Source organism: Agrobacterium sp. 22-214-1 (assembly GCF_053522465.1).
In genome coordinates this window covers 1,047,933-1,072,960 of the sequence record NZ_JBNWCK010000001.1, presented here as the reverse complement: position 1 = coordinate 1,072,960, position 25,028 = coordinate 1,047,933, and the positions used below count along the sequence as shown (strand labels likewise).

The following is a 25,028-nucleotide window of genomic DNA, read 5'->3' as shown; positions in this document are numbered from 1 at the left end:
CCACATCTTTCTTCCTCACGGCTCTTGGCCTCTCAAGTTCTCGAAACCGGTCGGTCAACGCACTACCCAACAAACGCAAACACAATATCGGCTCAAATTAGAGCAAATGCGTTGACGTCCTGTTAACTATGGGGGGTGGCAAGAGAGAATCCGCCTCTATCAACAAGGAAATTTTAAAACCTTGATGACGGACGAAATGCCGTGGAACTTTACCGCATCGCCTTTGTTTTCAAGGGGTGCGGCTCCGGCCGGAATAAGTTGGGGTCCGGCAATTAGGGTTAACGGATCATTAACCTCTGTCTGTTTGTAATTTCATGGGCAGTATTAGGATTCCATGTTATTCTTATCGACGGAATAAATGCAAAAATGGCATGCGAAGCCTGAATCTGCGCACGATCCCCTTATAAGAATCGCTTTGGATTTTTGGATCGTGCGAAAACCAGTCTGTGGACTGGCCTATGCGCAATGTGATGGTGATGAAATTCCCGACGCAAGACGAGGCTTGCGCGGTTCCCATGGGCAACATTGACAATCATGTCCCGAAGAGGAGATGAGCATGGCAGAGATTATTCCAATCGGCGACGCCCGACGAAGCCTGCGCCCCGCCGGCGCGGTGGCAACGGTGATCGGCCCGGCGAAAGTCGTGCTGTTTACTGGCGTGCGCTATGAAAAACGCGATGCCGAGCCGACCGGAAAAGTCGCGCGCAAGGGCAAATCCGCAGCGGAAACCGCCCTCAAATCCTGACTACAGAGAATAACCGACGTTATTTCCACGCCGTCGGCTGGCATTTCGCCTCGTTCAGGAACCGTTCCGCCTCTTCGCCGAAACTCGGCTGCGGCACCATGGTCCGCAACACAACATATCCTTCCGTCTGATCCGATTCCGCCAGAATGGCCTGCGAAAGCGCGGGTGGCTGCGCCTTGCGGATGGCGGCGATCTGCACCGCATCCGCCACCAGAATATCCATCACCCCGCCGGCGGACGTGCGGTCATTCATGCTGAACACCTCATTCGAGGCCTTGTCGTAAACCGCGACCGACCAGAAGGGCACGGCCCCGATGGCGGTGAGCCTGACCGGCTTGTCCTCGATATCGAAGGTGCAGACCGCGACCCGCATGAAGGGATCGCCGCTGCCAAGCGTCTTTTTCTCCGTCGTCTCTTCGAGCAGATGAAACTGATGCGGCTTTCCTTCCGCCACCGCGCGCGTATAGGCGTCGCGATTGCTGAAATGCGGTATCGCCAGAAGAATGATGACATGCAGCACGGCTGCGCCGACGAGACCGGTGAGGATGGCGAGCAGGACCCTAAGCATTGCCACACCCCAGCTTGCGGATTTGCGGCATGGAGATATCGATCAGGCCGGAACTGCCCGCGACGGGCGTGTCGAGCAGGGTCATGACCAGCCTGAAGGTCTGGCCCTGCGGCACCGACAGCCAATTATAGGTCTGGGCGTCAGCGGCGATGGTGATGTCGATGCCGCCATCGGCGCTGCGCAAAAGCGTACGGGAATTCAGCGCGAAGGGCCGCCCCGCATCTTCCGCCAGCACATTGCCCTGCTGGTCGGCGGTGTAGATCGTCCAGAACCGTGCAGGCGGCACGGCGCCGGCCAGCCGGTAGCGGCATTCGCCGCTCAGGCGTTGCCCATCGCTGTCGACGGAGGCGGTAAAAGCCAGCCCTTCCGCGGTTCCGTAAAGGAGCTTGCCGGCGTCGGCGCGGTGCGATTTGGCGTAAGGATCGGCCTCGATCGTCTGCGCTTCGGGAAAGGCATCCCAGGAGCCGATGCGGATCGATCCAAAGCCGGATGTCGCCTCAAGGGCTGCCAGCGTCGCGGCAATACCGCCGCCAAAGGCGATCAGAAGGGCGATGCCGACAAGGAATGGAACTCGGAACACGCTGTTTTCCCGTTTATGAACAGGTCGAGGACTATCACTGATTCCCTGTTTGGAAAATGGCGCGGCTTGTTTACTCTCCGTGAAAATGATCACAACCGGGGATATTCCATCATGTCGCGACAATCCGCAATCGACCGTGCCGCCGCCTGTTTCGACGATGGCAGCTTCGAGCGGGATTTGTCGCGACGCGTTTTGCGACGGACCGAAAGCCAGAATGAGGAGCAGGGCGAGGAGCTGACGCTTTATCTGGAACAGGAAATGCTGCCCGCTTTCGCCGCCATGGGTTTCTCCTGCACCATCCTGCGTGACCCGACGGCGGATTTGCCGTTTCTGATCGCCGAGCGTTTCGAAGGCGACACGCTGCCGACCGTGCTGGGATATGGCCACGGGGATGTGGTGCGCGGTCAGGACGAGGGCTGGGCCGAGGGGCTTTCGCCCTTTGTGATGTCTGAGCGCAATGGCAGGTGGTATGGGCGCGGCACCGCCGATAACAAGGGGCAGCATTCGGTCAATATGGCGGCGTTGAAGGCCGTGCTCGAGACACGCGGCAGGCTTGGTTTCAACGCCAAATATCTGATCGAGATGGGCGAGGAGAGGGGCTCCCCCGGCCTGAGGGAGATTTGCCGGAACCATGGCGAGCGGTTGAAGGCCGATCTTCTGGTCGCCTCCGACGGCCCGCGCCTGAATGCGGAACGGCCGACGGTTTTTCTCGGCGCGCGCGGCGGCATCACCTTCGATCTGGTGATCGAGGCGCGTGAGGGCGGCCATCATTCCGGCAATTGGGGCGGCGCGCTCTCCAATCCCGGCGTGCAGCTGGCCCATGCCGTCGCAAGTCTCGTCGGCCCGACCGGCCAGATCCGCGTGCCGGAACTGGTGCCGGAGGAATTGCCGAAAGCGGTGCGTGAGGCCCTTGCCGATTGTGAAATCGATGGCGGGCCGGACGGCCCGAAGATCGATCCGGACTGGGGCGAGCCCGGCCTTTCCACCGCCGAGCGGGTTTTCGGCTGGTGTGCACTGGAAGTGCTGGCTTTCGAGACCGGCAATCCGCGTGCGCCGGTCAACGCCATTCCGCCACGGGCATGGGCGCGGCTGCAACTGCGCTTCGTCGTCGGTATCGATCCGCAAGCGGTTCTGCCCGCCGTGCGGCGTCACCTCGACCGGCAGGGTTTCGCCATGGTGGAAATCGCGCCTGCCGGCGACGAGATTTTCCGCGCCACCCGGCTCGATCCGCAGGATCCATGGGTGGATTTCACGCTGCGCTCCATTGCCCGCACAACGGGCAGAAAACCGGCGCTTCTGCCCAATCTCGGCGGTTCGTTGCCCAACGATATCTTTGCCGATATCCTCAAACTGCGCACCATCTGGGTGCCGCATTCCTATCCCGGCTGCTCGCAGCATGCGCCGAACGAACATCTGCCGAAGGAGATCGCCCGCGAGGCGCTTACCCTTATGGCCGGGCTCTATTGGGATATCGGAGAGGGGGATACGCCGCCGCTTTAGGCGCCCATGACGAGCTTGAAGGCGATGGCCCACATGGTGACGGCGATGACGCCTTCGAGGATGCGCCAGGCGGAGGGTTTTTCGAAGATCGGCCGCAGCCAGCGCGCGCCGTAACCCAGCGAAAAGAAGAACACCAGCGAACCGGTGGCCGCGCCCGCCGCGAAGGTTTTTTCGAAGCCGGGAAACTGCGTGGAAATGGTGCCGAGCAGCACGACGGTATCCAGATAGACATGCGGATTGAGAAAGGTCAGCGCAAGGCAGATGGCCAGCGTCTGCCACAGGCTCGCCTCCTGCCGCTCCGCCACCGAAAGCGCCTCGGAGGAGCGCAGCGCCGAATGCAGGCTTTTGGCGCCATACCAGATGAGGAAGGCGGCCCCCGCATAACGCATGATGGGATCGAGCGCCGGCATGATGGCGCTGATCCGCTGAAAACCGAAAACCCCGACGGTAATCAACAACGCATCGGCAATGGCGCAGGTGGCGCAGACGGCAAACACATGCGAGCGCGCCAGCCCCTGCTTCAGAACGAAGGCGTTCTGCGCGCCGATGGCGACGATGAGGCTGAGGCCCATCGTCAGGCCGGTGAAGAAGATCTGGATGTCCATGCGCGTCGCGGCCCCTGCCTCTGTCCCTGTGGAATGCCCGAAGGCGTTGCTTCCGGACCGAGTGCTTGGATATTTCCGTCAGATAGTTTAATCCAGTTAAATAAACTCAATCCAGATAAGCTGAGCTAATGTTGCACTTCTCTCTTCAACCTCGCGATTTTCCGCGATGGTGCCATCTCTCCACCCTCATTCCTGTGCTCGTCACAGGAATCCAGTCAGCCCAAGTCCTTGGGCTGAAAAGACTCTTCCGCCGCACAGACGTGCGTCGACTGGATTCCTGTGACAAGCACAGGAATGAGGGAAGGAGAGGCCGTCGCCTATGGCTTCCAGGGCCCTCACGCCATCTCCTAACCCTGCATGAGGTGCCGTAATGCTCGATTATCCCTCCATGCGGGCCGTGGCGCTCGTTGCTCAAACCGGCAGTTTCGAAAAGGCGGCGCAGGTGCTGTGCGTCACGCCGTCGGCCGTCTCCCAGCGCATCAAGCAACTGGAGGAGCGGCTGGGCGTGGTGCTGATCGTGCGCGGCAACCCGTGCGTGGCGACGGAAAAGGGCGAATGGCTGTGCCGTCACATGGATCATGTCGGCATGCTGGAAAGCGAATTGTTCCGCCAGCTTCCGGCGCTGGCGGAAGCGGGCGCAGCACAGGAGCGCGTGACGCTCAACATCGCCACCAATGCCGACAGCCTCGGCACATGGTTTCTGGATGCGGTTTCGAAATTCACCGGCGGCAGCGATTATCTCGTCAATATTGCGGTGGACGATCAGGACCACACGGTGGAATGGCTGCGCGGCGGCAGGGTGCTTGCCGCCGTCACCGCCCATGCCAAGGCGGTGCAGGGCTGCCGGGTCCTGGCCCTCGGCGTGCTGCGCTATCACGCCACCGCCAGCCCGGATTTCATGGCCCGCCATTTCGCCGGAGGCGTCACGCCCGCCGCCCTTGCCCGCGCGCCGGGGCTCACCTTCAACCAGAAGGACAGGCTGCAGGCGAGCTGGGTCAGGAAGGTGCTGGGCGAGGATATCGCCTATCCCACCCACTGGCTGCCCTCGACGGACGGTTTCGTGAAGGCGAGCCTTTCCGGCATGGGCTGGGGGCTCAACCCGGTACAGCTTGTGGGGGATCACCTCAAGACGGGCAGGCTGGTGGAGGTCGTTCCCGGCACGCCGCTCGATATTCCGCTTTACTGGCAGGTCAACCGGCTCGCGGCGGAGCGGCTGGGGGTGTTGACGTCGCATGTGGTGGAGACGGCGAGGGGGGTGTTGATCCCGATGCCGTGAAGCATCTTGCGCCAGGCTGGATCGCGGTTTTCCGATTGTAGAGACGGGGAGCGTGACGCTTACCCCCCTCTGTCCTGCCGGACATCTCCCCCACAAGGGGGGAGATCGACCCGAGGCTATGTCTCGCCCATCTCAACGTTTGAGATTGAAGTGGTTGTAAAGCGTCTTGCCGATCTCCCTCCTTGTGGGGGAGATGCCCGGCAGGGCAGAGGGGGGTAAGTCGCGCACTCCGACAGAATCTTCAGGCAATGCGCCACACCTCACCGCCGCGCCGCATCCTCCGCGCCCTCGCGCAACGACGCATCCGCCACCTTCTGCGTCGTCACACTCAAGGCCGAAGCGTCCTTCATCTTCTTGGCGATGGAGCGGATCACACGCGTTGCCTCGGCCGAGAGCGAGCGCGGGCGGGTGAGTGCCGGCAAAGCGGGGGTGCTGGTGGCAGCGGCCGCCACCTCCGCCGAAGGCTGCGGGCGTGCGCCTGTCGGCAGCGGGTTCTGGATGCCGGGAATGGGGCGCAGTTCCATGCCCTGATGGGCGTAGTCCATCAGCCGCTTGAAGGCCATGGCCGGAAGCGCGCCGCCGGTCATGTTGTTCATCGGCGTGAAATCGTCGTTCCCGAACCAGACGGCCGTTGTGTAATTGCCGGTGAAACCCACATACCAGGCATCGCGATAGGCCTGCGAGGTGCCGGTCTTGCCGCCGGAAACGATGCCGTTGTCCAGCGCGCCGCGCCGGGCCGTGCCCATGACCGGGATGGTCACCAGCATCTGGTTCATCTTCGAATTGGCGTCTTCGGAAAGCACCCGTTTGGCGGGCGCTTCGTTGTGGCTGAAATCGTAGAGAACATTGCCCTCGTAATCCAGCACCTGCTCGATGCCGTGGCGGCGCGACTGCATACCGTCGGCCGGGAAAACGGCATAGGCGGTGGCCTGATCGAGAACCGTCACTTCCGATGTGCCGAGCGGAATGGTCTTGTCGCTGCGCAGCGGCGTGGCGACACCCATGGCCTTGGCGGTATCGACGATGACCTGCGTGCCGAGTACGTCCTTGGCAAGACGCACGGGCACCGTGTTGTAGGATTTGGCGAGCGCCATCTGCAGCGTCACCTTGCCGGCATAGGAGCGGCCGTAATTCTGCGGCGACCAGCCGCGCCAGGTCACCGGCGCGTCGGAGATCAGCGTCTCAGGCTTCATGCCCTTTTCCATGGCGGCCGAGTAGGTATAGACCTTGAAGGAGGAGCCCGGCTGGCGCAGCGCCGCCGTGGCGCGGTTGAACTGGCTTTCGCCATAGTCGCGCCCGCCGACCATGGCGCGCACGCCGCCGCCGTTCTCGATCATCACCATCGCGCCCTGCTTGACGCGATAACCTTCGCCATATTCGCGCAGGCCCATTTCCATCGCCTGTTCAGCCGCCTGCTGCAGGCCGGTATCGATGGTGGTGCGCACGACGACGGTGTGGTCCTTGAACTTGCCCTCGGCGGCCAGCCGCTGCACTTCGTCGAAAGCCCAGTCGAGGAAATAATCCGGCGCCTTCACATCGGCGCGGTCGATGACGGTGGCCGGGTTGCGCCGCGCGCCGATGACCTGACCCTCGGTCATCAACCCGCTCTGCACCAGGTTGGAGAGCACGGTGTTGGCGCGCGCACGCGCCGCGGGCAGGTTGACATGCGGCGCATATTTGGCCGGCGCCTTGAACAGACCGGCCAGAATGGCGGATTCGGCCAATGTCACGTCGGTCAGGTTCTTGCCGAAATAAAATTGCGCCGCCGCCGCCGCCCCGAAGGTGCCGCCGCCCATATAGGCGCGGTCGAGATAAAGGCTGAGGATTTCCTTCTTCGACATGTTGGTCTCGAGCCACAGCGCGAGGAAGGCTTCCTTGATCTTGCGCTCCAGCGAGCGCTCATTGGTGAGGAACAGGTTCTTGGCGAGCTGCTGCGTCAGCGTCGAGCCGCCCTGCACCACGCCGCCGGCGCGGGCGTTTTCGCTCATGGCGCGGGCAAGGCCGATGAAATCGATGCCGAAATGGTCGAAGAAACGCCGGTCCTCGGTCGCCAGCACCGCCTTGATGAAATGATCCGGCATCTGGTCGATCGGAACGGAATCCTCATGAATGATGCCGCGATGGCCGATGGTATTGCCGTAACGATCGAGGAAGGTGACGGCGAAATCGCCGCGATAGCGCCAGTCCTTCTTGGTTTCCTCGAAAGCGGGCATGGCGAGCGCCAGAAGCACGACGGACCCTGCCGTTCCGAAGGTCAGCGCGTCGCAGGTGAGGTTGACGAGCAGCTTCTTCCAGCCGCGTACATGCAGCTTGCGGGAGGCGATGGTGACGTCTTCCCAGAAATCCACCAGCCTTGCCGCAGCCGTCCACAGGCCGGAGTCGATGAAGCTATCGATCCGGAGCAGGATGTGCCGTTTTTTACGGCCTTTTTTATCGTCTTTTTCTTCCTGCACCTGGCGATGTTTTCCTGTTCAACGCAACGCTGCCATCGATATGTCTGCCTGATATTCTACGCTTCAACCCATTCCCGACGCAAAACCGTGGCATGGTTATGTCGGAAGTGCTTGACGCGGCGGCCTTTCGCGGGCCAATGACCCCTCTGCCGCCTGCCAATATGCTAAAATATCGTACAAACCAGCCCTTGGCGATACGATATAAAGGATTAGGGACCGGTTAAACACTCCCGTCCAAGAGATCAAAATGAAACGGAAATGTTAACGATGAATGACGCGCCGTTCTGGAAAACCAAATCGCTGACCGAGATGACCGGCGAGGAATGGGAAAGCCTGTGCGACGGCTGCGGCCTGTGCTGTCTGAACAAGCTGGAGGACTGGGACACCGGCGAAGTGGTGTTCACCTCGGTTCGCTGTGTGCTGCTCGACGGCGAGAGCTGTCGATGCTCCGATTACGAAAACCGCCGCGCCACCGTGCCGGACTGTATCCAGCTCGACCTGAAGAAGGTGCATGAGATCGGCTGGCTGCCGCCCACCTGCGCCTATGCGCTGGTGCGCGACGGCAAGGATCTCTACTGGTGGCACTATCTCGTTTCCGGCGATACGGAAACGGTGCATCAGGCCGGCATTTCCGCCCGCGGCCGCACCGTCAGCGAGGCCGATGTGGATGTTGACGACTTCGAGGATTATGTGGTCGACTGGCCCCTGACAGTGGGTGAGACGGTCGGCGAGAGGGCGGGCGAAAAGGAACGGACGTGACGGAAAACGTCTATTTTCGTTTTGGTCCTATTCCTGCCCCATCGTTCCCTTAAGGCAGTGTCGCCCGAAAGCGTGTCACGGTTTCGGGTTACGACTTGTCTGAAATCAAAGACAGCTTCCGGCCATTCCGGCAAATGATCCGCAAAAGCGGACGAGGGACATCAAAACGCATGCGCTATCGGCTGCCCGCCATCGTTCTTTCATGCCTCGCCCTTCCGGGGCTCCTGCCGTTTTCCGCTGATGCCCAGCAACAGCCCCAGGCCTTCGAATGCACGCTGGTCACCTCCATCGAGACCGGCGCCATCATCAACCAGCAGGGCGCCTGCGACCAGCGCGTGGCGCCGGCCTCCACCTTCAAGGTGCCGCTGGCGCTGATCGGTTACGACGCCGGCATTCTTCAGGATGAAAAGACGCCCGCCTGGGACTGGAAACCCGGCACGGAGGCGCGCGCCTCCGACCGCAAGACGGTCGATCCCTCGATATGGGAACAGGATTCTGTGCTGTGGTATTCGCGTGAAATCACCCGCCGCCTCGGCCCGGAAAAATTCGCCGCCTATGTGAAGCGCCTCGGTTACGGCAATGCCGATGTTTTCGGCGAGCCGGGCAAGAATAACGGCCTGACCCATTCCTGGCTCGGATCGTCGCTGACGGTCTCGCCGGTGGAACAGGTCGGCTTTCTCCGCCGCCTTCTGGCCGGCAATCTCCCCGTCTCGCGCGATGCGCAGGCCAAGACCAGGGCAATCGTGCCGGTCTTCGATGCGCCGGAAAGCTGGGCGGTGCATGGCAAGACCGGCACCGGCTACATGCGCGACGAAAAGGGCAATCCCGACCGCAACCGCCCCTTCGGCTGGTTCGTCGGCTGGGCGGAGCGCGAAGGCCAGCACATCGTCTTTGCGAGACTGCGCGTTTCCGACAAACCGTCCGACGAGCCGCTCGGCCCCGCCGTGCGCGATGCCTTCCTGCGCGATATTCCCCGGCTGGCTGTGCACCGGTAAGTGCGCAGTCGGCATGACCTTTGCCCGAAAAGGAAAAGCATATGCCGGACGCCTCTCGTGACGTCATCACGATCTACAATGAACACGGGGTCGATTTCGACAGGCAGCGTGGACGCTCCCTTGCCGAAAAACCCTGGCTCGACAGGTTCATCTCGCTTTTGCCGAAGGGCGCGTCCATTCTCGATATTGGCTGCGGTTCCGGTGAGCCGATCGCCGGCTACTTCATCGCCAGCGGTTATGACGTCACGGGCATCGATGCGTCCCTGCCGCTGGTCGAGCTTTGCCGGAAGAGATTTCCCGGGAACCTCTGGGCGGTTGCGGATATGCGAAAGCTGGCCCTTGGCCGCCGCTTCGACGGGTTGATCGCGTGGCACAGTTTTTTCCATCTGACGGTGGAGGATCAGCGCCGCATGTTCGGCATTTTCCACCAGCATGCCAATGACGGCGCGGCGTTGATGTTTACGGCCGGACCGGATCACGGGGAAGCGATCGGCACCTTTCAGGGCCGGCCGCTTTATCATGCGAGCCTCGCACGCGATGAATATGAAAGCCTGCTCGCCGCGCACGGTTTCCGGCTTCTCGATCATATCGTCAACGATCCCGAATGCGGCGGCGCCACGGTTTATCTGGCAAGACGCGTAGCCCTCTGAACGCGCCTGGCAGGCCCGCCCGGTATCGGGTCCACAGATCGAATGATCGCGGCGAACGCCCTTTTTTGCAGCGGGGGGCTGCACTCACGATTGTGTGTTCAACAAAAAGTTTCCGCTTCCCTTGACCTTCCCATCATGGGAATCTCTACATAGGGTCTCGAAAGGGGATTTCCCATGAACGAGACAGTCAAACACGCTCATCGACATGAACCGGTTTCCATTCCCGTGGAAGGCATGACCTGCGCTTCCTGCGTGCGGCGGGTGGAAACGGCCGCGGCCAAGGTGCCGGGTGTCATGTCGAGTTCCGTGAACTTCGCCACGAAGAAGCTCACCGTCGAGCCGGCCGAGGGTTTTTCGGCCAGAACGCTTGGCGCCGCCATCAAGAAGGTCGGTTACGATATCGCGCCGGAGCGTCACGAATTTGCGGTGGAAGGCCTGCGGGGAGAGGCTGAGGCCGAGCGGCTGAAGGCCGTTCTGGAAGCGGTCGCCACCACAATCGCCGTCAAGGTCGATGCTGCCTCCGGCAAGGCCTCCGTGGAAACGATTGGCGGCCGGCGCGAACGGGATGCGCTTGTGGAAACGGCAAAGCTTGCCGGTTTTGCGCTGAAGACGCCGCCGCACGACCATTCCGCCCACAACGGTCACGGCCAGCACCACGGACATCATCAGGGCCACGGCCAGATGGCGGCGGGCGAGACCGGCGGCCACGACCATATGCAGCATGCCGGCGAAGAGGGTGCGCTGAAACGCGACCTGACGATTGCCGCGATCCTGACCGCGCCGCTTTTCGTGCTGGAAATGGGTGGGCATCTCTATGAGCCGATGCATCACTGGCTGATGGGCATCATCGACACGCAGAACCTCTATTATATCTATTTCGCGCTGGCGACGGCGGTGATTTTCGGACCGGGCCTGCGTTTCCTCAAGACCGGTTTTCCGGCCCTGCTGCGCGGCGCGCCGGAAATGAACTCGCTGGTGGCGCTGGGCGTCACGGCGGCCTATCTCTATTCGGTGGTGGCGACTTTCGCGCCCGACCTGCTGCCGGAAGAGGCGCAGTTCGTCTATTATGAAGCCGCAACCGTCATCGTCACGCTGATCCTGACCGGGCGGCTTCTCGAAGCCCGCGCCAGCGGCCGGACGGGAGACGCCATCCGTAAGCTGATGAGTCTGCAGGCAAAGACCGCCCGGGTGGAGCGCGACGGCGCTACCATCGATATTTCCCCCGAAGACCTCGTGGCCGGCGATATCGTCGTCATCCGTCCCGGCGAAAGGCTGGCGGTGGATGGCGAAGTCGTCGAAGGCTCCTCCTATGTCGATGAATCCATGATATCGGGCGAACCCGTGCCGGTGGAAAAGAAGGTCGGCGCAGCGGTTGTCGGTGGCACCATCAACAAGACAGGCGCCTTCAAGTTCAAGGCAACCAAGGTCGGCGCGGATACCATGCTGTCGCAGATCATCCGCATGGTGGAGGAGGCGCAAGGCTCCAAACTGCCGATCCAGCTGCTGGTGGACCGCGTCACCGCGCTGTTCGTGCCCGTTGTCATAGCAATCGCTGTCCTGACCTTTATCGTCTGGGCGATCTTCGGCCCCGAGCCTGCCTATACTTTCGCGCTGGTCAATGCCGTGGCGGTGCTCATCATTGCGTGCCCCTGCGCCATGGGTCTCGCCACGCCCACCTCGATCATGGTCGGCACCGGCCGGGCGGCGGAGCTGGGTGTGCTGTTCCGCAAGGGACAGGCGCTGCAGGAACTGCGCTCGGCGCAGATCGTCGTGGTCGACAAGACGGGCACTGTCACCAAGGGCCGCCCGGAACTGACCGATCTGGTGGTTGCGGAAGGGTTTGCCGATGACGAAGTGCTGGCGCTCGTCGCCGCCGTCGAAGGCCGTTCGGAACATCCGATTGCCGAAGCCATCGTCCGGGCTGCGGAAGAAAAGAAGGTGGCGACCACTGCAGGACTCGAACCTGCGACCGTCGAAAACTTCGAAAGCGTGACGGGTTATGGCATCGCCGCCACCGTCAATGGCCGCAGGGTCGAAGTCGGCGCGGATCGGTTCATGGCCAAACTCGGCCATTCCGTGGATATCTTCGCTGAGGCTGCCGCAAGGCTGGGTGACGAGGGCAAGACGCCGCTTTATGCCGCCATCGACGGCAGGCTGGCGGCCGCGATTGCGGTTGCCGATCCGCTGAAACCCTCGAGTGTCACCGCCATCAGGGCGCTGCAGGCGATGGGCATCGAAGTGGCGATGGTGACGGGCGACAATGAACGCACGGCGAATGCAATCGCCCGGCAGGTCGGCATTTCCCGCGTGGTGGCCGAAGTGCTGCCCGAGGGCAAGGTGAAGGCGATCCACGAGATGCGCGCAGGCGGCAAGGTGCTGGCCTTCGTGGGGGACGGCATCAACGATGCGCCGGCGCTTGCCGAAGCCGATATCGGCATCGCCGTCGGCACCGGCACGGATGTCGCCATCGAAAGCGCCGATGTGGTGCTGGTCGGCGGCGATCTTCTGGGCGCAGTCAACGCCATCGAGATGAGCCGGGCGACCATTCGCAACATCAAGGAAAACCTGTTCTGGGCCTTTGGTTATAATGTGGCGCTGATACCGGTTGCAGCGGGCGTGCTTTATCCGGCCTTCGGCATCACGCTGTCGCCGATGATCGGCGCGGGCGCCATGGCGCTCTCCAGCGTCTTCGTTCTCGCCAATGCGCTGCGGTTGAAACGGGCGAAGGTGGCCCATCGGGAGGTGACGTCATGAATATCGGCCAGGCATCGGAAGCATCGGGTGTTTCCGCCAAGATGATCCGCTATTACGAGCAGATCGGCCTCATCACGCCGGCCGCCCGCACCGGCAATAATTACCGGGTCTATGGCGAGCAGGACGTGCACAATCTGCGCTTCATCAAGCGGGCGCGCACGCTCGGTTTCTCGCTGGAAGAAACCGAGACGCTGCTGAAACTCTGGCAGGACAAGACCCGCGAAAGTTCGGCGGTCAAGGAAATCGCGCTCGTCCATATCGCCGATCTCGAGCAGAAGATCGCCGAGATGAAGAGCATGGTGAAGACGCTCTCCCATCTCGCCCATTGCTGCGGCGGCGACCACCGGCCCGACTGCCCCATCCTCGACGATCTCGCGGGCGCCGATAAGACCGACGCCCGGCCCACGAGAACCCACTGACCTTTAATGACAGCCGGCGCGACAATATTACGACCGGCCAGAAGGAGAAAACCATGAGTGCAACCACTTTCCTCATTCCGGACATGACCTGCGGCCATTGCGAAAAGACGCTGCGCGGCGCTCTGACGGAGGCGCTTCCCGGCGCATCCGTCAGCATCGACCTCGATGCCCACAGGCTGACCGTGACGGGCGATGCCGCAACTGCTGAAGCGGCGATCCGCGACGCCGGTTATTCGCCAGAACGGGCGGGTTGAGAGACGGCTTCCGTTTGCACAGGTCCAAAAATGTGCTACATATGTTGCACAAAATGGAGCGTAGACGGATGACCGTAACGACGAGAATAAGACGTCAGGGCGGTGCGGCGGTGATGACCATCCCGCCCGCTCTTTTGAAGATGCTGGGGCTGGAAATCGGTGAACAACTGACACTTGAGGTCGACAACGGCGCGCTGGTCGCCAGCCCGGTTCGGCAGGAAAAGAAGCGCTTCACGCTTGCAGAACTGCTGGAGGGTGCGGATGAAGTCGCCGCCCTCAATGCCAGCGCGCGGGAATGGGACGAAGCGCCGCCAATTGGTAAAGAAGCCCTTTGATGGTCCGCAGCCAGGTTCCAAAACGTGGCGACGTTTATCTGGTCGACCTCAATCCTGTCATCGGCAGCGAAATCAGGGACGAGCATCGTTGTATCGTCATCACGCCCAGAGAAATCAACGCGGTTGGACTGTGCCTTGTCGTTCCCGTGACGACGGGTGGAGTATTCACACGCAGGGCAGGGCTTGCCGTGAACATATCGGGCCACAGGACAACGGGTGTCGCGCTATGCAATCAGGTGAGAAGCATGGACATTGTTGCCCGTGTCGCCCAGAAAAAAGCGAAATATATCGAAACCCTTGACGATGCGACGATCGACGAAATCGCCGGTCGTGTCATCAGCATGATCGATCCCGTCTGAGTCGGTTCAGGACGAAATCCCTAAACCTCGTCGAAAACCCCGCCCTCCCGCGAAGGGTTGCGGTCGATCACCCGTTCTTCGGCATCGTCGGGCAGGGCCTCGTCGCTTTCCTGATAGGGATCGTCCTCGCTCTCTGCCTCTTCTTCCTCGATTTCCTGTTCGATGGATTGCGGAATTTCTCCCTTGGCGGGAAGGGCGTCGATATCAAGATCGAGCAGGTCCTCATCCATGGCGTCTTCGTTGCGGGGCAGGATTTTCTTGCGGTCCATGACGGTGTCCTTTCTGTCCGTTCATTTCACAAACGGCCCGGAGGCGCTAAGGGTTCCTGCTGCCGCTGAATTCCGCCGCTGAATTCCGTCGGGCCGGATTGCGTGAAAAAGCCGTCTTGACCTCAATGGCGCTTGAGGTTCTAGTTTGCCCGCCGTACCCGAAAAAATGGAAAGGATACGGCTTTGTCGAGTATGGAAATGACGGAGAAAAACGGCTGGAGCGAATTGTTGAGCGGGGCGAATCTCTCGCTTCTGACCGTCATTTCCTCCGGTATCGGCCTGCACGCTTTCAACCAGTTCGCGGTGGTGACAGCCTTGCCCGTGGCCGTCAACGAAATCGGCGGCGCTGCCTTCTATAGCTGGGCCTATAGTCTCTATTTCGTCGGTTCCGTCGCGGGCGGCGTCACCGCCGTCCTGTTTCGCGAGCGTTTTGGCGCACGCGTCGTTTTGCTTCTCTGCTGCCTGATTTTTTCTTTCGGTTCGGTCCTCTCGGCAATCGCCGGTGACTTTTTGTGGGTGGTCGTCGGACGTGCCCTGCAGGGACTGGCGGACGGGCTGATCGTCGCCGTGTGCTACAGCCTCATTCCCGCCGGTTTCCGCTCCGGCCTGCTGCCGAAGGTCTTCGCCATCGAGGCGGCGATCTGGGCGGTCGCCTCCTTCATCGGCCCGCTGAGCGGCGGTTTCGCCACCGAACATATCTCCTGGCGCGCCACTTTCCTGCTGTCGGCGCCGCTGATCCTGCTGCTTCTGGCCTACACCACCATTGCCGTCTCCGCCGAGCGGCCGGTGGCGGCGACGCGTAAACCGCTGGTGCCGTTGGCTCTTTGCCTTGTCGGCGCATTGGCATTTTCCGCGCCTTCCGCCTTCGACGATGCGAGCCTGCGCGCTCTTTCCCTGCTGGTGGGCGCGGCGCTGCTGTGGGCCTCGCTGCGTGCGGGCATCCGGCCTTCAATCGGTCTTTTCCCGAAGGATTCCTTTCGGCTGAAGACGGTGCTCGGCAGCGGTTTCTGGGTGCTGTTCCTGATGTCCTATGCCCATGCGCTGGGCAGCGTCTATCTTGCTTATGTCGCCATCAATCTCTGGCGGCATGAACCGACCTTTGCCGGTTTCATCGTGGTGACGATGCCGCTTGCCTGGAGCTTCGTGGCGATGCTGATCGGTAGTCTGCGTTCTGCCCGCCTCCGGGAGATTTGCCTGCATTACGGCCCTTACCAGATGGTGCCGGGCTGCGCGCTGCTGGGGCTCGGGCTTGCGACCGGCAACTGGGGAGAAATGCTCGTCGGGCAAATTCTGATCGGCTCCGCCTTCGGCATGTCATGGGCCGGCATCAGCCAGGCCGCCATGGAGGCCGCACCGGAAGAGGAGCGCAAGATGACGGGTGCGCTGCTGCCGACGGTCGCGACGCTGGGCGCCGCCGCCGGTGCGGGCGCCAGCGGCACCGTCGCCGCTGCGACCGATCTGGTGGGGCAGATCGAGCGGGCGGATGTAACGATGCCGATGGTTTATCTCTATGGGCTGGGTGTGGTCGTATCGCTGCTGGCGATCATGACCGCCAGCGGGTTGCGGGGCGAAAGGCACTAGAGCATTTCCAGGAAAAGTGGAACCCGGTTTTCCGTCCGGAAATGCGACAAAGCGAAAGGCGGCTCTTCCGCCGCCGTCAGGACTGAGTGGTGGCGATGGTGATCGCCGCCAGATAGACAACGAAGGCCATGATCGCGATTGCGCCGATGATGACGACGATGCCCTTGCCGGCGCGTTTTTTCTCGGCCTTGTTTTCATTGGCTTCGGTCGGAAACAGGATCGGATCGCTGGTGTCGCGGATTTTGGTCATGCCGTTTCTCCTTATCCGTGGAATGGGCGGTTTCGGTCTATCAACCGCCCGATCCGCCAAAAGGTTCCTCACGGTTTCAGCGCCCAGCTGGTGGCATGTACCACCGCGCCGGGGGCGGCCTTCAGCAGCGCCGAGCGTACCGGTTCGAAACCTTCGAGGCGCTTGGTGCCCACATATCGGCCGCGATTGGCGAAGACTTCGATGGAGCCGTAATCGAGAAAGATGCGGATGCGGGATGCCTTCGCTCCCTTGGCGATATAATGCGGCGAGGGGCCGTCACGCCCGTCCTCGTGGCGGATCCACAGGCCCGTTTCATCGGAAACGACGCCCAGCCTGACCGCCGGGTGATCGAGCACCAGTTCGAAGGGCGCGCCGGGTGCGGCAAGCTCGAACAATATTTCCACCGCCCCGTTGATGAAGGTAACGCGTTCGCCGGCGGCCAGCCGCGTGCGGTCGAGAATATGGCTGCGCAGGCTTTCCGCCGCACCGATGGGTGGGGTCAGAAGCTCGCCGTTTACATAGTGAATTCGGCGCGGCAGCGTCATGGAGGTGGGGAAATCGATCTCCGGATTGGCATCCGCCCAATTGGCCAGCCAGCCCATGCCGATGATGCTGTCGCCATCCAGAAAGGCCTGGAAGGCGTAATTATCGGTGCCGAAATCCAGCTCCTGCCCGGATTCCTTGGTGAAGACCTTGCCGTCGAACCAGCCGACATCGGCCATGGTGAGGTTCTTGCGGCCGGTCTCCGGGTCCTCCGAATGCATCAGCCCATAGACCAGCACCCAGCGGGTGGAACGGGCATTGGCGGGTCCATCGAGCGGCAGCAGGCAGGGGCATTCGATGGCCGTGGTTTTATAACGCGTTTCCACCCACAGCTTGCCCACATAGGTCCAGCCAGATGCGGCGGTGGGGTCCAACGTCTCGTAAAGCAGGATCACACCGCCGCCATCGCTCTGGCTGCCGAGCACCATTTTCCAAAGGCCGTCAGGGCCGCGAAAGACGTAAGGATCGCGGAAATCCGGCGTCAGCCCCTGTCCGTCCGGGCGGTGGCCCAGAATGACCTCGGCCTGTCCGGCCATGATGAGATCGGAAGAGGTGGCAGTGAGTTGTATCTGCTGTTCGGGAATGCGGTCCTGCACCTGCTCGGTGAAGAAGACGCGGATGCCCGTGCCTTCCACCAGCGGGATGGTGGAGCCGGAATAGGCGCCGCCGCGCTTGTCCGGCCGTGTCGTCAAATCCTCGGAAGGGAAAAGGAAGATCGGCAGGTGTCGCCAGCGCAGATAATCCGACGAGACGGCATGGCCCCAATGCATGGTGTTCCAGCGCAGCCCGTGCGAATAATGCTGATAGAACAGATGCGGCCGCCCCTCGAAACGACCGAAACCGTTCGGGTCGTTCATCCAGCCGAAAGGCGGGCGGAAGTGATAGCTGCCGGGAAGCTCCGGTGCGGCATTGTCCGGCTTGGTATGGACGACGGTGATGCCGGTTTCGAGCACATCCGACGCGGTGAACCAGTAGATGACGGAAACGGCGGTCGTGACCGTGTCGTAACTCAGCTCCACATGGCCGCCGCCGAAAACCTGATAGATTCGAAAACCGAACTCTTCCGTGTTGACGCTTGAAACCTCGGCGAATTTTCCGTTCTGATTGGAAAAGGAGACGGCACCGGGCTCGGCGTCTTTCTTCGCCTTCAGCCAGACATGGAAGGTGGCGTTGACGGGCAGATCGGTATGAATGGTGCGGATGGCGCTTTCCGGCTCGGCTACGGCTTCAACGACGGTCATTGCTTTTCCTTTCCTTCGGCATTCTGCGGGTCAAGCATAGGAACGATGATGGCGCGGGAAAGTTCATTGCGCAAAATTGAATGAGGCGATCGCGCAGGTTGGGCATTTATCGCTCGCATCCGCCGCCTTCCGGCCCCATATAGGGGCAAAGCAGGGAGTTTACCCGTGATGAAATTCGACAATTCTTATGCCCGCCTGCCGGAACGGTTCAGCGCCGCCGTGCTGCCGACGCCGGTGAAGGCGCCGCGGCTCATCGCCTTCAATCGTGGGCTGGCTGATGAACTCCTCCTCGATGTGGCCGGCCTTGACGATGAAAGGCTGGCGGCGATCTTTTCCGGCAATGTCGTGCCGCAGGGGGCAGAGCCGCTGGCCATGGCCTATGCCGGCCACCAGTTCGGCGGTTTCGTGCCGCAACTGGGCGATGGCCGCGCCATTCTGCTGGGTGAGGTGATCGACAGGAACGGCAAGCGCCGCGATATCCAGCTGAAGGGCTCCGGCCCGACGCCGTTTTCGCGCCGGGGCGACGGGCGCGCGGCCCTTGGCCCGGTGCTGCGCGAATATATCGTGTCGGAGGCGATGTTTGCACTCGGCATTCCCGCCACGCGGGCGCTGGCGGCTGTCCTTTCCGGCGAAAGGGTGCAGCGCGAAGTCGGCCTGCCGGGCGGCGTCTTCACCCGCGTTGCAGCAAGCCATATTCGGGTCGGCACGTTCCAGTTCTTCGCGGCGCGCGAGGATGACGAGGCGATCAGGAACCTCGCTGACTATGTGATCGACCGTCATTATCCCGAGGCGAAAGGCGCTGATAATCCTTACCTCGCCTTGCTGCGCGGCATCGCCGAGAGGCAATGCGACCTCATCGCCCGCTGGATGATGGTGGGCTTCATCCATGGCGTGATGAATACCGACAATATGGCGGTCTCCGGCGAAACCATCGATTTCGGCCCCTGCGCCTTCCTTGACGAATATCATCCGAACAAGGTCTTTTCCTCCATCGATGCACAGGGCCGTTATGCCTTCAACAACCAGCCGGGCATCGCGCAATGGAACATTGCAAGGCTGGCGGAATGCCTGTTGCCGCTGCTCGATCCGCAGGTGGAAAAAGCCGCCGAACTTGCCAATGCCGTTCTCGCCGATTTCGCCGCTGCCTTTCCCAAACGCTGGCTTGCCGGCATGCGCAAAAAGCTTGGCCTGACGCTGGAGGAAGAGGGCGACATCGATCTGGTGCAGGCGCTGCTGGCGCTGATGCAGGCATCGGAAGCGGATTATACGCTGACCTTCCGGCGTCTTTCCCATGCGGCCAATGGCGATGCCGAACCGTTTCGCGGCATGTTCATCGATATTGCGGGGGCGGACGAATTTCTGGCGCGCTGGCGGGAAAGAGCCGGTCGCGAGGCGATTTCCGATTCCGAACGATCAGCGGCGATGCTCTCCGTCAATCCGGCCATCATCCCGCGCAACCACCGCATCGAGGAACTGATCGAAGCAGCGGTGGAAGAGGGGGATTTCGAGCCCTTCCACGCCATGCTGACGGCGATTGCAACGCCCTTCGATGAACGGCCGGACAATTTCGTCTATATGCAGCCGCCGATGAGCCATGAACGGGTGTTCAGGACCTTTTGCGGGACGTAACGGGTTCGTCAATCCTCGCCGTCATGCCGGACTTGATCCGGCATCCAGCCGCCGCGCGTCTGCGCGGCGAGAGGAGTCTTTTCAGCCCAAGGACTTGGGCTGGCTGGATACCGGCTCAGGGCCGGTATGACGGAGGAATGGGAGGAGATGTTCTCTCACCCGTTTTCTCTTTTTCACCCAACCCGGGCCAGCGGCTCATGCGCGCCATAATAGTGGCCAAACCGGTTTTCGAGGAATTTCGGCAGGGCCACTTCCTCCTGCCGCACGAAGCCCTTCTGCGGCAGGGCGCCTTCGGCGAGCAGATCGAGAACCGTGCAGATGCCGGCGGCGGTGGTGATCTGGATGGCGCTCATCATCCGGCCGGAAACCGGGCCGGCATAGACCTTGTTGGCATAGGTTTCCTGCAGGAAACGGCCGTTGCGGGTGCCGCAGACGGTGACGAAGACGATGACCACATCCTGCATGGTGCCGGGCAGGGCGTTTTCGAACAGGTCTTTCAGCACATCGCGGCGATTGCGCAGGTTGAGGTCGTTCAGAAGCGCCTTCATGATCGCCACATGGCCGGGATAACGGATGGTGCGGTAATTCATCGTCCGCACCTTGCCTTCCAGCGTGGCGCACAAAGTGCCGAGACCGCCTGACGTGTTGAAGGCCTCATAGGTAACGCCGTCGAGCGAAAATTCCTCGCGCTCTTCCAGAGCCGGAACGGCGGTAAGGCGGCCTTCGACGATCGCTTCGCAGGGCTCGATATATTCGTTGATCAGCCCGTCCGTGCTCCAGGTGAGGTTGTAGTTGAGCGCATTGGACGGATATTGCGGCAGAGCGCCGACGCGCATGCGCACACTGTCCAGCTTGTCGAACTTGGCGGCCAGATCGGCGGCGACGATGGAGATGAAGCCGGGGGCAAGGCCGCATTGCGGAATGAGCGCCGTCCCGGCCGTTTCTGCCAAGGCCTTGACCTTGCGGGTGGATTCGACGTCTTCGGTGAGATCGAGATAATGCGTGCCGACGGTAACGGCCGCTTCGGCAATGCCCGCCGTCAGGTGGAAGGGGGCGGCGGAAAGCACGGCGAATTTGCCTTTCAGCAGTGCTTCCAGAGCGGGACGATCGGTGATGTCGACGATTTCGGTATCGACCCGTTCATGCGCCGGCACATTGGCCAGCTGATCGGCCGAACGGTCGGCGACGGTGATGCGATAATCGCCTGATGCGGCCAGCATCCAGGCGATGGCCGAACCGATATTACCCGCGCCGATGACGACAATGTTTTTCATGTTTTTGTTCCCCGCAGTGAATGCAAATGTGTCAGCGCAGATGCGCTTCGACAACAGAATGCCAGTTTTTATTGACGATTCGCAGCTTCACTATGTGCGGATAGCGGGTTAATATTAGGCAATAAGACGATAGGATTGGTCACTATGACGATTGCCGACAAGGACCGGGCGCTGCTCGCCCTGCTTTCCGAAAATGCCCGCATGCCGGTGGCGGAGCTGGCGCGCAAGCTCGGCCTTTCGCGCACCACGGTGCAGGCCCGAATCGAGCGGCTGGAAGCGGACGGCGTGATCGCGGGTTATGGCCTCAGGCTTTCGGAAAGTTATCTTTCCGGGCTGGTGCGCGCCCATGTGCTGATCACCATCGGGCCGAAGGCGCTGCCCGGTGTGACGGCGGCGCTCGCCGCCATCAAGGAGGTGACGACGCTGCATTCGGTGAGCGGCACCTTCGACCTCATCGCCATTCTGGCCGCACCTTCGATCCTTGATCTTGACCGGTTGATCGACCGCATCGGCGCGCTTGACGGCGTGGAGCGCACGCTGTCGTCGATCATTCTGTCGACGCGGATTTCGCGGTAGGAGCGTTTTAGGGAGTGGAAGATACGCGAAACCCACTTCCGTCATGCCGGACTTGATCCGGCATCCAGCCGACGCGCGTCTGCGCGGCGAACAGAGTCTTTTCAGCCCATGGACTTGGGCTGGCTGGATACCGGATCAAGTCCGGTATGACGGAAGCGATGGTCTGCAAAACGAAGCAGCAAAGGAGCTTGCCGCTCCCATGTTTCCGTCGCTACGCGGGCGCGAAGACCCTCTAAACCACCGCCCGCTCATCATAAGCCCTCTGCGCCGCCATCACCGCGTCGATATTCCCCTCCGCCCAATGGGCAAGCGCCGCCACCGTGTCGGTCAGCGTCCGCCCCAGCGGCGTCAGCGAATATTCGACCGTCACCGGCACGGTTGGGAACACCTGCCTCGAAATCAGCCCGTCGCGCTCGAGCTTCTTCAGCGTCTGCGACAGGACCTTCTGCGAAATGCCCTTGATCTCCCGCCGCAGCAGGTTGAAGCGCACCGCTTCCACCCGCAGCCGGTCGAGGATCAGCAGCGCCCATTTGTCGGCAATCCTGTCCAGCACCATGCGGGTGGGGCAGCGGTCTTCATAGACGTCATAGATACGTTCCATGGGTTTGTTCCGTCGTTTCAGGGCCATGCCGGTTTCCGAAAGGAAACCAGATAACCGAAAAGTGCTCTCTTTTCATGATTTCGCAAACGCAGTACCTGTGTTTTTGAAACATGGTTTCCATTAGATACTACGGAGATTTGAGATGACAGGCAAGATACTCGTAATCGGTTCCACCGGCACCATCGGCACGCCGCTGGTGAAAACGCTCCTTTCGAAGGGCGAAAGCGTGAAGGCCGCCTCGCGTAGCGGCAAGGCTGCAGGCGGCGCGGAAGGCGTGCGTTTCGATTATACCGACGCATCGACTTATGCGGATGCCTTCGACGGTGTTGACCGTCTGTTCCTTATCCTCGCGGGCGGGCGTCTGGATGCCATCGACGCGCTGACGCCTGTGGTCGAGGAGGCCTCGCGCCGCAAGGTGAAGATCGTGTTCCTGAGCGTCCTCGGCGTCGATGCCGATGATTCCATTCCCTATCGCCAGATCGAGCTGAAGATCATCGCTTCGGGCACGCCTTACGTCATCCTGCGCCCCAACTGGTTTGCCGATAATTTCCACAGCTACTGGAAGGCGGGCATCGACCACGGCCAGATCGCCGTGCCGGCCGGCGAGGGCAAGTCGAGCTTCATCGACGTGCGCGACATCGCCGACAGCGCTGCCGCAGCCCTGACTTCTGACGCCTTTAACGGCAAGGCTTTCAACCTGACGGGTCCGAAAGCCCTAGGTTACGGCGAAGCGGCCGCGCTGATATCGCAGGCGATCGGCAAGCCGGTTTCTTACACTGCCGTTTCGGATGAGGTCTTCATCGGCATCCTCACCGGTGCGGGCGTGCCGCAGGACTACGCCTCGTTCCTCGCCTCGATCTTTTATCCCGTGCGCGAAGGCTGGACAGCACTGGTGACCGGCGATGTCGAGACGCTGACCGGCCATGCGCCGCGTTCACTGGAGACCTATATCGCCGACAATCTGGACCGGCTGAAGGGCTGAGGCTCAAAGTGAGCTCGCCGCGCTCACGCCGGATCGGTGGAGCCGCGGCGGGCCTTGAAGAACATCTTCAGCCGCTGGATCTCCTCGGGGTTCCAGCCGCTTGGCGCGGTCACTTCCGTCCATGCATCGATATAATGTTCCGGCGCATAGACATGGCCATAACCGATGGGCGCGGTGGTGGCGGCGGCGACATCGAGGCCGAGCTGCAGCAGGGTGACGACCGGGAACCAGCGGAAGGATGTGGAAACGTCAGGCCCGTGATGCGCCATCCATTGCGGCCGCCGGTAAAGCGAGGCTGCCTCGAAGAAGGTGATCGGGTCGCTGGCATATTGCAGATAGACGATCCGCATCGGCCCCCATTCCGCATCGGGCATATGCGCGGTGGTATATTGGTTGGCGAAGCGGATGACGGAGGAATCGCGGAAGCGCGGCAGCCATTCCGGCGTGCCCTTCACCCGGCCATTGGTGGCCATGCGCCATGTCGGGCTGGAAAAGGGCGGGCCGCTCCACAGCGCGCCCTGGAACGGATCGGAGAGCACATCGTAGAGATCCGAGGATTTCTGCGAGTTGAGCGAACCGAGGCTGAGGCCATGCAGGTAAAGCTTCGGCCGCGTTTCCTTCGGCAGCGTGGTCCAGTAGCCATAGACGGCCTCGAACAAAGCGCGTGCCGTCTCGACACCGTAATCCGGCTCCGTCAGCAGCGCGATCCAGCTCGAGAGATAGGAATATTGCACGGCGACGCTGGCGATATCGCCGTCATGCAGATATTCGACCGTATCGAGCGCTTCCGGGTCGATCCAGCCGGTGCCGGTGGGAATGACCACCAGAAGCACCTTGCGCTCGAAACCGCCGACCCGTTTCAGCTCCTCCAGCGCCAAGGCCGCTCTTTCTTCCGGCGTTGACGCCGAGTTGAGGCCCGCATAGACCCTGAGCGGCTCCTTTGCCGGGCGATAGGTGAAGGCGGATATGTCTGCGCCGTCAGGACCTTCGGCGACGAATTCACGCCCGCGTCGTCCGAGCGATTCCCATGTCATCAGCGAGGCGCTGCTGCCGGTCTTGAGCGCGTCTGACGGGCGCGGCACATCCGGTTCGATCAGCGCATCCACCTGTTTCAGCGAGGAATCGGCAAATCTGAGACCGATATCGAAGATCAGCCCATTGAGCAGCATCCATGAGAGGATGATCGCCACCGCGATACCGAGCACATTGGCAAGGCGGCGCGGCAGGAAATGACGGCTGCGCGCGGCAAAGAACCGGCGGATAAGCTGAAACAGCCGGCCGGCGCCGATGAGGATGGCAGCGACCAGCACCGCAAGGCCGCCGGTCTTGGTGGGGTGGGCGCTGGGCAGCGGATCGAGCTCCATCAAAACGCGGATGGAATTCTGCCAGTCCTTCGCCTGCCATAAAAACGCGATGGCCGTGATGGCGGCGGCGAGCGCAATAAGAAAACGAATGCCGCGCGCATTGTGGCGCGAGGGTTCGGGCAGCTCCAGATAGGCCCAGATGGCGTGCAAAGCGACACCGATCAGATAACCGATGGCGAAGGAAAAGCCGCACAGCACCCCCTGCATCAGCCAGGTGCGAGGCAGGAGCGAGGGTGTGAGCGAAGCGCAGAACAGGATAGTGCCGAAGACGATGCCGGTTGCCGAAAGACCTGCAAACAACCGCTCAACCCATTGTTTCACCAACTTGACTCGCCCCTTGTACTCACCGCTTGGCGCTGAGTGTAATATGTGACGGACGAGGGTGCAAATTTCTGCGGTCAGGATAAAAATCACGATTATAGGAAAATAATCCTTTACAGCGTGACGGTGGTTTGATAGTGTTTGG

The 25,028-nt window shown here is 61.6% G+C and carries 25 protein-coding genes, 1 tRNA gene and 1 pseudogene; 16 read left to right on the top strand and 11 right to left on the bottom strand.

The window, feature by feature from the left end; all coding sequences use genetic code 11:
• Nucleotides 1–556 precede the first annotated feature (556 nt).
• On the top strand, nt 557–745 hold the full coding sequence (locus tag ACQZ5G_RS05405; protein ID WP_448737483.1) for a hypothetical protein: 189 nt from the start codon (nt 557–559) through the stop codon (nt 743–745).
• Between the two features lie 19 nt (nt 746–764).
• Here ACQZ5G_RS05405 and ACQZ5G_RS05400 read toward each other — a convergent pair whose 3' ends face one another.
• Nucleotides 765–1,313 carry a DUF1254 domain-containing protein gene (locus ACQZ5G_RS05400; protein WP_035261158.1) on the bottom strand — a complete coding sequence of 183 codons (549 nt, stop codon included), beginning with the start codon at nt 1,311–1,313 and terminating at the stop codon, nt 765–767.
• Nucleotides 1,306–1,893: a DUF1214 domain-containing protein gene (locus ACQZ5G_RS05395; RefSeq protein WP_003522305.1), complete on the bottom strand. Its 588-nt coding sequence runs from the start codon at nt 1,891–1,893 to the stop codon at nt 1,306–1,308. The genes ACQZ5G_RS05400 and ACQZ5G_RS05395 overlap by 8 nt, the downstream gene beginning before the upstream one ends.
• A gap of 111 nt (nt 1,894–2,004) precedes the next feature.
• Between ACQZ5G_RS05395 and ACQZ5G_RS05390 the strand changes: the two genes are divergently transcribed.
• A complete protein-coding gene (locus tag ACQZ5G_RS05390; RefSeq protein ID WP_448737484.1) occupies nt 2,005–3,393 on the top strand; it encodes a M20 family metallopeptidase in 1,389 nt (462 codons plus the stop codon).
• Here the strand turns inward: ACQZ5G_RS05390 and ACQZ5G_RS05385 are convergent.
• On the bottom strand, nt 3,390–3,998 hold the full coding sequence (locus ACQZ5G_RS05385) for a LysE/ArgO family amino acid transporter (protein WP_059753851.1): 609 nt from the start codon (nt 3,996–3,998) through the stop codon (nt 3,390–3,392). The genes ACQZ5G_RS05390 and ACQZ5G_RS05385 overlap by 4 nt on opposite strands.
• Nucleotides 3,999–4,368: 370 nt before the next feature.
• Here ACQZ5G_RS05385 and ACQZ5G_RS05380 point away from each other — a divergent pair, with 370 nt between their 5' ends.
• A complete protein-coding gene (locus tag ACQZ5G_RS05380; protein ID WP_003522308.1) occupies nt 4,369–5,274 on the top strand; it encodes a LysR family transcriptional regulator ArgP in 906 nt (301 codons plus the stop codon).
• Nucleotides 5,275–5,534: 260 nt separating this feature from the next.
• On the opposite strand, the gene ACQZ5G_RS05375 is transcribed toward ACQZ5G_RS05380, so the two are convergent.
• Nucleotides 5,535–7,727 carry a transglycosylase domain-containing protein gene (locus tag ACQZ5G_RS05375; RefSeq protein ID WP_080817389.1) on the bottom strand — a complete coding sequence of 731 codons (2,193 nt, stop codon included), beginning with the start codon at nt 7,725–7,727 and terminating at the stop codon, nt 5,535–5,537.
• A 267-nt stretch (nt 7,728–7,994) separates the two neighbouring features.
• Here ACQZ5G_RS05375 and ACQZ5G_RS05370 point away from each other — a divergent pair, with 267 nt between their 5' ends.
• The 4 genes and pseudogenes from ACQZ5G_RS05370 to ACQZ5G_RS05355 form a co-directional block, all read left to right on the top strand.
• Nucleotides 7,995–8,486 carry a YcgN family cysteine cluster protein gene (locus ACQZ5G_RS05370; protein ID WP_003522310.1) on the top strand — a complete coding sequence of 164 codons (492 nt, stop codon included), beginning with the start codon at nt 7,995–7,997 and terminating at the stop codon, nt 8,484–8,486.
• Nucleotides 8,487–8,656: 170 nt separating this feature from the next.
• Entirely contained in the window at nt 8,657–9,481 is an 825-nt protein-coding gene (blaOXA, locus tag ACQZ5G_RS05365) for a class D beta-lactamase (RefSeq protein WP_448737485.1), read from the top strand.
• Between the two features lie 41 nt (nt 9,482–9,522).
• Complete coding sequence (locus ACQZ5G_RS05360; protein WP_448737486.1) at nt 9,523–10,131, top strand: class I SAM-dependent DNA methyltransferase; 609 nt, start codon at nt 9,523–9,525, stop codon at nt 10,129–10,131.
• A gap of 174 nt (nt 10,132–10,305) precedes the next feature.
• A pseudogene (locus ACQZ5G_RS05355) lies at nt 10,306–11,781 on the top strand (heavy metal translocating P-type ATPase); the annotation flags it as partial.
• 289 nt (nt 11,782–12,070) lie between these two features.
• On the opposite strand, the gene ACQZ5G_RS05350 reads toward ACQZ5G_RS05355, so the two are convergent.
• Nucleotides 12,071–12,157, bottom strand: a tRNA-Arg gene (locus ACQZ5G_RS05350).
• On the opposite strand from ACQZ5G_RS05350, the gene ACQZ5G_RS05345 reads away from it, so the two are divergent.
• From ACQZ5G_RS05345 to mazF, 5 genes are all read left to right on the top strand, one after another.
• Nucleotides 12,121–12,885, top strand: a complete 765-nt coding sequence (locus tag ACQZ5G_RS05345) for an HAD-IC family P-type ATPase (protein ID WP_448737611.1) — start codon at nt 12,121–12,123, stop codon at nt 12,883–12,885. The genes ACQZ5G_RS05350 and ACQZ5G_RS05345 overlap by 37 nt on opposite strands.
• Nucleotides 12,882–13,304 carry a Cu(I)-responsive transcriptional regulator gene (gene cueR, locus ACQZ5G_RS05340; RefSeq protein WP_279658462.1) on the top strand — a complete coding sequence of 141 codons (423 nt, stop codon included), beginning with the start codon at nt 12,882–12,884 and terminating at the stop codon, nt 13,302–13,304. The genes ACQZ5G_RS05345 and cueR overlap by 4 nt, the downstream gene beginning before the upstream one ends.
• 53 nt (nt 13,305–13,357) lie before the next feature.
• Nucleotides 13,358–13,558: a heavy-metal-associated domain-containing protein gene (locus ACQZ5G_RS05335; protein WP_137452188.1), complete on the top strand. Its 201-nt coding sequence runs from the start codon at nt 13,358–13,360 to the stop codon at nt 13,556–13,558.
• A gap of 68 nt (nt 13,559–13,626) precedes the next feature.
• On the top strand, nt 13,627–13,893 hold the full coding sequence (mazE, locus tag ACQZ5G_RS05330; protein ID WP_448737487.1) for a type II toxin-antitoxin system antitoxin MazE: 267 nt from the start codon (nt 13,627–13,629) through the stop codon (nt 13,891–13,893).
• On the top strand, nt 13,893–14,252 hold the full coding sequence (mazF, locus tag ACQZ5G_RS05325; protein WP_125144642.1) for a type II toxin-antitoxin system toxin MazF: 360 nt from the start codon (nt 13,893–13,895) through the stop codon (nt 14,250–14,252). The genes mazE and mazF overlap by 1 nt, the downstream gene beginning before the upstream one ends.
• A 20-nt stretch (nt 14,253–14,272) precedes the next feature.
• Here mazF and ACQZ5G_RS05320 read toward each other — a convergent pair whose 3' ends face one another.
• The gene (locus ACQZ5G_RS05320; protein WP_448737488.1) at nt 14,273–14,521 is read right to left on the bottom strand and encodes a hypothetical protein; all 249 of its coding nucleotides are present in this window, start codon (nt 14,519–14,521) and stop codon (nt 14,273–14,275) included.
• Nucleotides 14,522–14,713: 192 nt separating this feature from the next.
• Here ACQZ5G_RS05320 and ACQZ5G_RS05315 point away from each other — a divergent pair, with 192 nt between their 5' ends.
• Complete coding sequence (locus tag ACQZ5G_RS05315) at nt 14,714–16,102, top strand: MFS transporter (protein ID WP_448737606.1); 1,389 nt, start codon at nt 14,714–14,716, stop codon at nt 16,100–16,102.
• Between the two features lie 76 nt (nt 16,103–16,178).
• On the opposite strand, the gene ACQZ5G_RS05310 is transcribed toward ACQZ5G_RS05315, so the two are convergent.
• Nucleotides 16,179–16,352, bottom strand: a complete 174-nt coding sequence (locus tag ACQZ5G_RS05310) for a hypothetical protein (protein WP_078051557.1) — start codon at nt 16,350–16,352, stop codon at nt 16,179–16,181.
• 68 nt (nt 16,353–16,420) lie between these two features.
• Nucleotides 16,421–18,136 carry a glycoside hydrolase family 32 protein gene (locus ACQZ5G_RS05305; RefSeq protein ID WP_448737489.1) on the bottom strand — a complete coding sequence of 572 codons (1,716 nt, stop codon included), beginning with the start codon at nt 18,134–18,136 and terminating at the stop codon, nt 16,421–16,423.
• Nucleotides 18,137–18,304: 168 nt separating this feature from the next.
• Here ACQZ5G_RS05305 and ACQZ5G_RS05300 point away from each other — a divergent pair, with 168 nt between their 5' ends.
• On the top strand, nt 18,305–19,765 hold the full coding sequence (locus ACQZ5G_RS05300) for a protein adenylyltransferase SelO (protein ID WP_003522322.1): 1,461 nt from the start codon (nt 18,305–18,307) through the stop codon (nt 19,763–19,765).
• 173 nt (nt 19,766–19,938) lie between these two features.
• On the opposite strand, the gene ACQZ5G_RS05295 is transcribed toward ACQZ5G_RS05300, so the two are convergent.
• A complete protein-coding gene (locus ACQZ5G_RS05295; RefSeq protein ID WP_003522323.1) occupies nt 19,939–21,039 on the bottom strand; it encodes a saccharopine dehydrogenase family protein in 1,101 nt (366 codons plus the stop codon).
• A 144-nt stretch (nt 21,040–21,183) separates the two neighbouring features.
• On the opposite strand from ACQZ5G_RS05295, the gene ACQZ5G_RS05290 reads away from it, so the two are divergent.
• On the top strand, nt 21,184–21,615 hold the full coding sequence (locus tag ACQZ5G_RS05290; RefSeq protein WP_003522324.1) for an Lrp/AsnC family transcriptional regulator: 432 nt from the start codon (nt 21,184–21,186) through the stop codon (nt 21,613–21,615).
• Nucleotides 21,616–21,847: 232 nt separating this feature from the next.
• Here the strand turns inward: ACQZ5G_RS05290 and ACQZ5G_RS05285 are convergent, their stop codons facing one another.
• The gene (locus ACQZ5G_RS05285; RefSeq protein ID WP_003509204.1) at nt 21,848–22,216 is read right to left on the bottom strand and encodes a winged helix-turn-helix transcriptional regulator; all 369 of its coding nucleotides are present in this window, start codon (nt 22,214–22,216) and stop codon (nt 21,848–21,850) included.
• Nucleotides 22,217–22,358: 142 nt separating this feature from the next.
• Between ACQZ5G_RS05285 and ACQZ5G_RS05280 the strand changes: the two genes are divergently transcribed.
• On the top strand, nt 22,359–23,198 hold the full coding sequence (locus ACQZ5G_RS05280) for an SDR family oxidoreductase (RefSeq protein WP_003522325.1): 840 nt from the start codon (nt 22,359–22,361) through the stop codon (nt 23,196–23,198).
• A 23-nt stretch (nt 23,199–23,221) separates the two neighbouring features.
• On the opposite strand, the gene ACQZ5G_RS05275 is transcribed toward ACQZ5G_RS05280, so the two are convergent.
• The gene (locus ACQZ5G_RS05275) at nt 23,222–24,862 is read right to left on the bottom strand and encodes an alpha/beta hydrolase (RefSeq protein WP_003522326.1); all 1,641 of its coding nucleotides are present in this window, start codon (nt 24,860–24,862) and stop codon (nt 23,222–23,224) included.
• Nucleotides 24,863–25,028: the final 166 nt, after the last annotated feature.